General features: G+C 63.5%; 8 protein-coding genes and 1 tRNA gene. 8 read left to right on the top strand and 1 reads right to left on the bottom strand.

What is annotated here, in order from left to right:
• Positions 1-368 precede the first annotated feature (368 nt).
• From ACIQT2_RS17115 to ACIQT2_RS17090, 6 genes are read left to right on the top strand one after another with little or no spacing between them, the layout of a single operon-like run.
• A complete protein-coding gene (locus tag ACIQT2_RS17115; RefSeq protein WP_402948721.1) occupies positions 369-1769 on the top strand; it encodes an FAD-binding oxidoreductase in 1401 nt (466 codons plus the stop codon).
• A 57-nt stretch (positions 1770-1826) separates the two neighbouring features.
• On the top strand, positions 1827-3479 hold the full coding sequence (locus ACIQT2_RS17110; protein ID WP_402948718.1) for an ABC transporter substrate-binding protein: 1653 nt from the start codon (positions 1827-1829) through the stop codon (positions 3477-3479).
• Positions 3476-4429, top strand: a complete 954-nt coding sequence (locus tag ACIQT2_RS17105) for an ABC transporter permease (RefSeq protein ID WP_402948715.1) — start codon at positions 3476-3478, stop codon at positions 4427-4429. Before ACIQT2_RS17110 ends, ACIQT2_RS17105 begins: the two co-directional genes overlap by 4 nt.
• Positions 4426-5277, top strand: a complete 852-nt coding sequence (locus ACIQT2_RS17100) for an ABC transporter permease (RefSeq protein WP_402948712.1) — start codon at positions 4426-4428, stop codon at positions 5275-5277. The genes ACIQT2_RS17105 and ACIQT2_RS17100 overlap by 4 nt, the downstream gene beginning before the upstream one ends.
• A 1-nt stretch (position 5278) precedes the next feature.
• Positions 5279-6937, top strand: coding sequence for an ABC transporter ATP-binding protein (locus ACIQT2_RS17095; RefSeq protein WP_402948710.1), 1659 nt, complete (start codon positions 5279-5281; stop codon positions 6935-6937).
• The gene (locus ACIQT2_RS17090; RefSeq protein ID WP_402948707.1) at positions 6934-8130 is read left to right on the top strand and encodes a PLP-dependent aminotransferase family protein; all 1197 of its coding nucleotides are present in this window, start codon (positions 6934-6936) and stop codon (positions 8128-8130) included. Before ACIQT2_RS17095 ends, ACIQT2_RS17090 begins: the two co-directional genes overlap by 4 nt.
• Positions 8131-8268: 138 nt before the next feature.
• Here the strand turns inward: ACIQT2_RS17090 and ACIQT2_RS17085 are convergent.
• Positions 8269-8351 (bottom strand) — tRNA-Leu (locus tag ACIQT2_RS17085).
• A 396-nt stretch (positions 8352-8747) separates the two neighbouring features.
• On the opposite strand from ACIQT2_RS17085, the gene ACIQT2_RS17080 reads away from it, so the two are divergent.
• The gene (locus ACIQT2_RS17080; protein ID WP_402948704.1) at positions 8748-9494 is read left to right on the top strand and encodes an FhaA domain-containing protein; all 747 of its coding nucleotides are present in this window, start codon (positions 8748-8750) and stop codon (positions 9492-9494) included.
• Between the two features lie 5 nt (positions 9495-9499).
• Entirely contained in the window at positions 9500-9979 is a 480-nt protein-coding gene (locus ACIQT2_RS17075; RefSeq protein ID WP_387437643.1) for an FHA domain-containing protein, read from the top strand.

Below are 9979 nucleotides of genomic sequence, written 5' to 3'. Positions count from 1 at the left end.
CAAATCAACAAACTCCCGCCGGGCGTCCAACGAAAAATTCCTGACCACAACACGCTCCATCAATCAGAGCGTTGCAACGACCCTATGACTCCGCCGCGTTCAAAACGCGCACAAATGCGACCCAGTTGGGTACGCCGTCATGTGACGCATTACTCCGTCCAACAAAGACATATTTCGCCGCATCAAGACCTCATTTAACGAAATGGGAATCCCCACGTCGCCCCATTGAGAACTATTGATTGACGTTTCACGAAACTGGAATCCAAATTCCGAGTGCCGCTAACTTTTGATGACTCATCAAAAGCCTTTGGGTGCTTCGTTGCAGGGATTCCTGTCTTGTCATGCACCCGGACAGAAAGCGCACCGGCATGACAACACAGCAAACAGAAAACGCCACCACCATCCAGGCGTACCTTGAGCAACTCCCCAAGAACATCGAAGCCCTCGAACCAAGCCTGGAGACCAGCCGCTACAGCCACGACGCCGCCACGGCCAAAACAGCGGGCAACAGCCACAAGCCAGGTCCCGCCGTCGTACTTCCCGCAACGGCGGCCGACGTCCAGAAAGCCGCGAAGCTGGCGGCGGAACTCGGCATCACCGTGGTTCCGCGGGGCGCGGGCAGCGGCCTATCCGGCGGGGCCACCGCAAGCAGGAACCAGGTGGTCATTTCCACTGAGAAGCTCAACCGGATTATCGAAGTTTCACCGCTGGATGAAGTTGCCGTCGTAGAGCCGGGCGTTATCAATGCCGAACTGAACAGGCACCTGGAATCCCACGGCCTTTTCTACGCACCCGATCCCGCAAGCTTTGATATTTCCTCCATCGGCGGAAATATCGCCACCAACGCCGGCGGGCTCCGTTGCGCGAAATACGGGGTGACCCGCGAATCAATCCTGTCGCTCGACGTCGTCCTCGCCGACGGCAGCCTCATCACGGTTGGCCACCGCTCCATCAAGGGCGTCACCGGGCTGGACCTGACATCCCTGTTCGTCGGTTCGGAAGGCATCCTTGGGATCGTCACCAAGGCCACTGTCAGGCTCCGTCCCGTTCCTGTGGCCCGAAAGACCGTGAGTGCCTTCTTCGACAGCACGGCGGAGGGCACGGACGGCCTTGCAGCAATCACCCTCTCACCGGTCCGCCCGGCCGCGATCGAGTTCTTCGACACCCCGAGCCTCGCGAATATCGACGCCCACTCCGGAACGGCGCTTCGAGAGCGCGGCGCCGCGCTGATCCTGATCGAACTGGACGGGTACGGCATCGGCGACCAAGCCGCCGACCTCGCCACTGCGCTCAGTGCTGTCGGTGGACGGGTCACCGTGGAAGCGGACGACGACGGCGTGCGGCTCTGGGAGTTGCGGCGCAGTGGCCGCGGCCTGCCGCAGGACAAGTGGTACATCGGCGAGGACATTGCCGTCCCCAAGTCGCAGCTTGCCAAGGTTTACGCAGCTTTCCCGGCGCTCGAAGCCCGCTTCGGCGTCGACATTTCAGCGGTGTCGCACGCCGGCGACGGTAACCTGCACCCGCTCATCACCCTGGACAAAACGCCCGACGACGGCCCCAACCCGCCTGCCTCCCTGCTGGAAGCAGCCACTGAACTCGTGAAGGTGGCGCTTTCGCTCGGCGGGACAGTCACCGGCGAGCACGGCGTGGGGACCATCAAGAAGGAGTGGGCTGCGCTGGAACTGTCCCGGCGCAGCCGCGAGTTGCAGCACGCCATCAAAGCGGCGATTGACCCCCAGCAACTTCTGAACCCCGGCAAAGCCATCTAGCCAAGCATCCAACCCGGCCACCCCAACGGCCGTACCCAACGCATCCAAGGAGCAACCATGAACACCTTCACCACCCCCGAATTCCGCAGGCGGGCCTTCCTCGCTGGCCTCGGCGCCCTGTCCACCTCGGCACTCATCACCGCCTGCGGCGGGCCTACCGCCAGCACCGGCACCAACGGAGGCACCCCTGTGGAAGGCGGCAACATCACCTTCCTGATCCAGGGCTACGACACTGGCTGGGTCTCCAGCAAGACCTCCATCTCCAGCTACGAGGGCAACCTCTGGGGCCAGATCACGGACAAGCTGGTCTACGTCAATGAGAAGGGCGAGCTCAGCCCGTGGGTTGCCGAGAAGTGGGAAGAGCTCAACGGCGCCAAGGACTTTGTCCTGCACCTGAAGGAGGGCGTCACGTTCTCCGACGGAAGCCCGCTGGATGCCGCCGCGGTGGTGGCCAACCTCACTGCCTGGGCCAAGGGCGATTCGGCACGCGGCATCAGCAAGGTGGGATTGTTCCCGTCCACCAATTTCGTCTCCGCCGAGGCCGCCGACCCCAAGACGGTCAAGGTTTCCTTCTCCTCTCCCGCGCTCGGGTTTATCGCCACGCTGGCGTATCACGGCTGCATCCTGCTCTCGCCGAAGACCCTCGCGCTGCCGGTGGAGGCGCAGGCGGACCTCAGCCAGGAAATCGGCAGTGGCCCGTTCGTGGTGAAGTCCTGGAAGCAGGGCGACAGCTACGTATTGGAGAAGCGCAAGGACTACAACTGGGGCCCTGCGGCACTCGGCCACACCGGCCCGGCCCGACTGGACACCATCACCTTCAAGGTCATCAAGGACACCTCCGTCCGGACCTCCACGGTGGTTTCCGGACAAGCGGATGTTGCCTTCAACGTGGAGCCGCAGGAAATCGAGTCGCTGAAGGCCCAGGGCTTCACGGTTGGAACGCCCCGCTACCTTGGCTTCGTGGACGGCTTCCAGGTGAACACCACGGCCTTCCCCACCAACGAACTCGCCGTCCGCCAGGCCATCCAGCACGGCATCGACCGTGAAGAGATCCGCAAGACCGTCTACACGGATGACTGGAACGCGGCCACCACCTTCATCCAGGGCAACGTCCCTGAAGCCGGTGAGTTCAGCGACTCCTTCACGTTCGATCCGGAGAAGGCCAACAAGGTCCTGGACGACGCCGGCTGGGCCAAGGGCTCCGACGGTTACCGCACCAAGGACGGAAAGATCCTCGAGTTCACGCTCACGCCCAACCCGTATGTCCCGTCCACCAAGGCCGAGGACGAGCTCATCGCCCAACAGCTCAAGAAGGTGGGCATCAAGGTCAACCTCAAGGTGGTGGACGTCGCCGGCTACGCAGCGATCCAGGCCAGCAAGCCGCCGCTGTTCCAGACCTCGCGAAGCTTCGTCGACGTCGGCACGGTGGCCGGTGTCCTGACCAGCCAGAACAAGGGTGAGGACTGGTTCAGCCTTGGCACCAGCGACCAGAGACTGAACGACCTTTCGACGGCGATCGCCACCGCCTCGGACCGTGCTTCCCGGGAGAAGGTGGCGGACGAACTGCAGAAGTACGTGCTGGAGCAGGGCTACTTTGTACCCCTTAATCAGCTCGTCCAGCGTCTGTACCTGATCAACCCGAAGATCAAGGACGTCCAGTACAACGGCCTGGCGTACGCGAACTTCTACACCGCCTGGATTTCACAGTGACCAGCGACTACCGGCGCTTTGCCCTCACCCGTGTGGGCCAGGCGGTCATCGTGGTCCTCCTCGCCTACGTCCTGACGTTCCTGGTGATCAGCGTGCTCCCCGGCGACGCCATCACCAATTCGCTGCGCGACCCGCAGCACGGACTCAGCGAGGAGGACATCCAGCGGATCGTGTCCTACTACGGACTCGATCAGCCGGTGATCGTGCAGTTGCTCCTGTCACTTGGCCGGTTCCTGACGGGCGAACTCGGCTTTTCCTTGCAGTCCAACCTCCCGGTGACCCAGATCGTCGGGGATGCACTGCCGTCCACCCTGACTTTGGCGTCGAGCGCCTTGGTCATCGCGATCGTTTTCGCCGTGGGCATCGCCTACGGCGCCCAGTACCTTCCGGGGAAATGGGCCGCGGTTGTCCGTTCCATCCCGTCATTGTTTCTTTCCGTGCCGAACTTCGTGATCGGCCTCATCCTGATCGAGCTCTTCGCGTTCCGCCTGCACTCCTTCACCACGACGGATCCGAACAGTCCGGTAGCAACGCTGTTCGCCGCGATCACCCTGGCAATCCCCGTCTCGGCACCGCTGGCCGAGGTCCTGATTGCCAGCCTGGACCACGAGTCCCGGCAGGAATACGCACTCGTGGCCCGCTCCCGTGGCTTGACGGAGGCCAGGTTGTTCGCGAAGCACTTGGTGAAGCCATCGGCGCTGCCCTCCGTGGCGATGGTGGCCTTGATCGTCGGTGAACTCCTGGGTGGCTCGGTCATCACCGAAACCATCTTCGGAAGAGATGGAATCGGCACTGTGGTCCAAAAGGCCGTGACCGGGGAGGACCAGCCTGTGCTCCAGGCAGTGGTTTCCCTCTCAGCCGTGGTGTTCGTGGTGGTCAACCTGCTGGCTGACCTGGCCTCGCCGTTGCTGGATCCGCGCGTCAAACTCCGGGAGAAGGTAAGCGCATGACCGCCCTGCTCAGCAACCCCCAACTCAACCAAGAACCTGCGCAGCGGAAGCTGACGGACGGCCTCCCGCCCGTCACGGTCCTCCTGTCCTTCACCGTGGTTCTGCTCGTGATCCTGTGGTCCCTGGTACCCGGTCTCTTCACGCACTACAGCCCCGTTACGGGCGACACCGCAAGCAAGTTGGCCGCACCCAGCACGGCACACTGGTTCGGCACCGACTACCTCGGCCGTGACCTGTACGCACGCGTCGTCTACGGTACGGCGTCCTCTGTCACGAGTGCCTTGGTAGCCGTCCTGATCGGCTTGGTAGTTGGCAGCATCATTGGGCTCGCGGCAGGTTTCCGTGGCGGCTGGGTCGACTCGATCCTCGGCCGCTTCGTGGACGTACTCCTTGCCATCCCGGGCTTCCTTCTGGCTGTGGTCATCGTGAGTTCCCTTGGGTTCCAGACCATCAACGCCGCCATCGCAACAGGAGTGTCCGCCGTCGCAGTTTTCGCCCGACTGATGCGTGCAGAAGTGCTGCGCGTCCGCGGCGCAACGTACGTCGAAGCGTCCTATCTGGAAGGCGGCAACCGGCTTCACGCCTTGCTGGGGCACATCCTCCCCAACGCGTACCGCTCCGTGCTGGTGTTGGCCGTCCTGCAGTTCGGCACGTCCATCCTGGTCATCGCATCGTTGGCTTTCCTTGGCTATGGCGATCCTCCTCCGGCGTCGGACTGGGGCCTGTTGGTGGCCTCCGGCAAGACCTACGTCACGGCTCCATGGCTCGTGTACGCGCCGGCCCTGGTCATCGTCATCACCGTCTTGTCCGTGAACCGCATCAGCCGCTGGCTGCGAAAGGCGAAGTGACATGAGTTCCCTCTTAACAGTGCAAGGTTTGTCGATCGCGTACGGCCGTGCCGCCGTCGTCCATGACGTGGGGTTTTCGCTCACCAAAGGTGAGAGCCTGGCGCTGATCGGCGAATCGGGCTCCGGAAAGTCGACCATCGCCAAAGCCGTCCTCCGGCTGCTCCCGCACGACTCCACCGCCACCGGGAAGGTGGAGTTGGACGGCAAGGACCTCCTGTCCCTTCCGGAGAAGCAGTTCCGGCCCTACCGGGGCCGTGAACTCGGCTTCATCCCGCAGGATCCGGCGTCGGCCCTCAACCCGGTGCGGACCATCGGCGCCCAAGCCCACGAGGCCGCCGCGCTGCTGGGCGAAACGGACCCCGAAGTCCGGCGCGCGAAGATCCTGGAGGTCCTCGAGCAGGTGGGCTTGCCGGATCCCGGCCGCGTGTACAACTCCTATCCACACCAACTGTCCGGTGGCATGCTGCAGCGCGTCCTCATTGCGCTGACGATACTTCCGCGGCCGTCGCTGATCGTGGCGGACGAACCAACCTCCGCCTTGGACGTTACGGTGCAGAAGCTGATCCTGGATATGCTGTCCGAGCTCCGGCGTGAGTTGGACATCAGCCTGCTCCTTATCACCCACGATCTCGCCATCGCAGCGGAGCGCGCCGATTCGCTGGTGGTGCTCAAGGATGGCGCGGTCCAGGAAAGTGGTCCGTCGCGCGAAATTTTCGCCGCGCCCGCAACGGAGTATGCACGCAACCTTCAGGCAGATGTGCCCGCCCTGCACCCGGACAGGTACCGGAACCAGCGGTTAACGCACGACGGCGGCTCCCGGACTGACGCTTCAGGGTCACCCGCTGGGCCCGCACAGATTGATGTGCGCGGAGTAACCAAGCGGTTCCACGCCGGCGGGAAGGACATCGTGGCCGTGGATGGCGTCTCGTTCTCCGTGGAACGGGGACGGACCCACGCACTTGTCGGTGAATCCGGATCCGGCAAGACCACTGCTGTCCGGCTGCTGCTCGGGCTGGAGCAACCGGACAGCGGAGAGATCGCTGTCGCCGGCCAGTCGACGTCGGGCAGGTCCCGGACAGAAGTCCGCGAGATCCGCCGCCACCTCCAACTCGTGTACCAGAACCCGCTCACCTCCTTGGATCCCACCTGGAAGGTCAGCAGGATCGTCCAGGAACCCCTGGAGCAGTTCGGCCTGGGCACCAAAGCCGAACGGGTCCAACGGGTCCGCGAAGCCTTGGAAGCCGTTGGCCTCCCGGAATCCGTGGCGTCACGCAGGCCGGCAAACCTGTCAGGCGGCCAACGGCAACGCGTGGCCATCGCCCGCGCACTGGTGGTGCGTCCCGACGTCGTGGTTTTGGACGAACCCACGTCCGCACTCGACGTGAGCGTCCAGGCGGGAATCCTGGAATTGCTCGCCCAACTGCAGCGCGACTTGGGCCTGACATACCTGTTCGTCTCGCATGACCTCGCACTGGTCCGGCAGGTGGCAGACACCGTTTCCGTGCTGAGGCGTGGGCAAGTCGTGGAAGACGGCCCCGTGGAGGACATCTTCCTGCGTCCCCAACATCCCTACACCCAAGCACTGCTCGACGCGATCCCGCTGGCCACGCCTGTCCGGGACCAGACAGCAGCCAAACAACTAGCGGAGGCATCAGCATGACCGTGAACCTGACCACCACCCGGCGGCCCGCCCTGATCGAGGCCTTCACCGCACCCCAGGGATTCGGTGACGCAACGCTGCGCGACAAGCGGGCAGACGCTATCGAACTCCTCGGCGGCATCCCGGATCCCAGTGTCCTTCCCACCACTGCGATCGCCGAAGCGACAGCGCGAGTACTGGCCAAACCGGGAGTCCCCGCCCTTCAGTACTCACGGACTGAAGGCATTTCACCCCTTCGCGAGTGGATCGCCGAACGCGAGGGTGTGCCCGTTGACCGCATCCTGATGACCAACGGCGGCTTCCACGGCTTGTCCCTGGCCATCCAGTCCGTGGTGGAACGTGGCGACCTGGTGGCCGTGGACAATCCGATCTTCCCGTTGTTCCTGAGGGGGTTGCAGCTGTCCGATGCCCGCACGCTGCCCGTCTTTGTGGGGCCGCATGGCTTGGATGTAGACCATCTCAGCGATCTTCTCCGCGGGGGTGCCCGTCCGTCCGCGCTCTACACCGTGCCGGACTTCCACAACCCCTCACAGGGAACCCTCCCGGGTGAGGCCCGGCGTGAGTTGGTGAGATTGGCTGAGCACTATGGATTCGTGATCCTGGCGGACAACCCGTATCGCGAGCTCCGTTTTGCCGGTGAGCAGGAAAGCGTGGAGGAGTTCAACAACTCGGACCACGTGCTCCATATCAACACCTTCACCAAGACTTTGGGCCCCGGCCTCCGTCTCGGCTGGACTGTCGCTCCCGGGCATCTGGCCCGTGATCTTGCGGCCCTCAGGAGCCGGCAGGACTCGCACAGTTCCACGTTGGTCCAGGCGATCATCGGCGAACTCGTGACGTCTGACCCCGACATCTTCGACGCCACGCTTGATAAGGCACGCGTCCTGTACCGGAACCGCGCCCAGACCCTTGTGGCGGCGTTGGACCGGGAAGCCCCCGGGGCGTTCGAGTCCGTTTTGCCGGAGGGCGGGCTCTTCTTGTGGCCGCGACTGAGTGACGACTCGGTGGATCCGGACCAGCTCGCCGCGGACGCAAGTGCCGAGGGTGTGGAGTACCAGCGGGGTTCGTTCTTCCCGTCCGGACCTGGCACCGACGCCGACCGCCACCTGCGCCTGGCCTACGGTGACGTGTCCGCGGAGAAACTGGAAGAGGCCGCGGCCCGGCTGGGACGTGCCCTGAAGCGCCAGTCCTGACTGTCTACACCCAACTGGGGGACAGCACTTGTCCTGATGAACGCCGATAAGGACGCGATCTGTCCCCTGGTTGGTTCCCCTGCGACGCAATTAAACGAAAGAGCCCCGGTCCAAAGACCGGGGCTCTTTCAGATTGCGTGCGCGAGGGGGGATTTGAACCCCCACACCCTTTCGGATACTGGCACCTGAAGCCAGCGCGTCTGCCGTTCCGCCACTCGCGCGCAACTTCTTTTTCAGGACTTTGACCGGGAACCGGCTTCGCTTCCTTCAAAAGCAGCGAGATCAAGCATAACGGACACTTTGGGCAAAACACCAATCGGCCGCCGCAAGGACCCCGGAACGACTTTTCGGGACACACGAACAAGGCCGCAAAGGCAGACAACAACAGCTGAACAGCGAGGAAATTTAGTCCCTGCCCCCGCCCGCCACGACGGGCATGTGGCGAACTTTTCCGGGTCGCAAGGCGTTGTGGATTAAGGCCATTCGCAGTCACTCCCAGTAGTATCGGGAAGTGAAAGGGCCGTTCGGCGCTCACTTCAGTGTGTGCACGGACGGGACCATGGACCGACTATCGAGCCAGGCACCGCATGTGCCGCGACGAGGAAAGGAGAAGGACCATGGGTCTGCTGGACAAAGTGGAACGCGGCATTGAAAAAGCCGTCCGCAACGTCTTCTCCACGGGGTCGCGGGCACGTGTTGAGCCGGTGGAGATCGCGAGCAAACTGCGGCGCGAACTGGACAACCAGTCCATCACCATTGCGGCGGGACGCACCCTCGCCCCCAACGTTTTCGATGTCCTCCTCAGCAATGACGATTTCACCAGGGCACAGGAATGGGGCACGCCCCTCGCCGAGGAACTCTGCGATGTTGTTATCCAGCATGTGCGCAGCCAGGGCTACACGCTGCAGGGTCCCGTGCGGCTCTCCTTCCGCCGGAATGAGGAGGAGCGGGCCGGTCACTTCGAAATCGCCTCCCGGACCGAAAAGTCCGACGGCGGTGCTCCCGCCCCCCAGGCCCCGCGGCCAAACCTTCCAGCCGCACCGGCACGCCAGCCCACCAGGCTCCAACCTGTCCTGGATATCGGCGGCCAGCGGTACTCCCTCAACGCCCAGTCTGTTGTGCTGGGCCGCTCCTCGGAAGCAGACATCCTGGTGGATGACACCGGTGTTTCGCGGAAGCACCTTGAGGTCCGTACGCAAAACGGCACCACCTGGGCCGTAGACCTTGGATCCACCAACGGCAGCTACGTCAATGGTCACAAGGTAGACGGCAGCGTGGAACTCACAGACGGCTCAACCATCACGATGGGACGTACCAAGATTATTTTCCGCCTTCTCCCCCAAAACCCGGGTGGCAACGCGTGAACGACATCAGCGAACTGACCATCACCGCTCTTCGCTTCGGTTTCCTCTTGCTGCTGTGGGTCTTGATCTTCAGCATCGTGTCCACCATGCGCCGCGACTTCCAGATCGGACGCAAAGCCGTGACGGGCACGCCCACGGCGCGTGAGGTCCGCAAGCATCCGGAGTTGGCTGCGTCGCCGCCGCCGGCCATCCAGCATGCCCGGAACCTCGTGGTCACCGAAGGACCGTTGAAGGGCACCACGCTTCCCCTCGCAGCCAGTCCCATTCTCTTGGGCCGCGCGCAGGAAGCCACGCTTGTCCTGGAAGACGATTACGCGTCGGGCCGCCATGCCCGCCTGTTTCCGCAAGGCAGCCGCTGGTTCATCGAGGACCTGGGTTCCACCAACGGCACCTACCTGGCCGATCAACAGCTCACCCGGGCCTTGCCGGTGGAGCTCGGCGTCCCCGTGAGGATCGGCAAGACGGTCATTGAATTGAGGCCGTAG

The organism is Paenarthrobacter sp. NPDC090522 (assembly GCF_044769225.1).
Classification (GTDB): Bacteria; Actinomycetota; Actinomycetes; order Actinomycetales; family Micrococcaceae; genus Arthrobacter.
The sequence above is the reverse complement of the archived record's forward strand: the minus strand, read 5'-3'. Positions and strand labels throughout refer to the sequence as shown.

Bases quoted from the DNA above. Each gene is read 5' to 3' on its own strand.
- ACIQT2_RS17115 (WP_402948721.1), top strand. From the start codon at position 369: ATGACAACACAGCAAACAGAAAACGCCACCACCATCCAGGCGTACCTT.
- ACIQT2_RS17110 (WP_402948718.1), top strand. From the start codon at position 1,827: ATGAACACCTTCACCACCCCCGAATTCCGCAGGCGGGCCTTCCTCGCT.
- ACIQT2_RS17100 (WP_402948712.1), top strand. From the start codon at position 4,426: ATGACCGCCCTGCTCAGCAACCCCCAACTCAACCAAGAACCTGCGCAG.
- ACIQT2_RS17095 (WP_402948710.1), top strand. From the start codon at position 5,279: ATGAGTTCCCTCTTAACAGTGCAAGGTTTGTCGATCGCGTACGGCCGT.
- ACIQT2_RS17090 (WP_402948707.1), top strand. From the start codon at position 6,934: ATGACCGTGAACCTGACCACCACCCGGCGGCCCGCCCTGATCGAGGCC.
- ACIQT2_RS17080 (WP_402948704.1), top strand. From the start codon at position 8,748: ATGGGTCTGCTGGACAAAGTGGAACGCGGCATTGAAAAAGCCGTCCGC.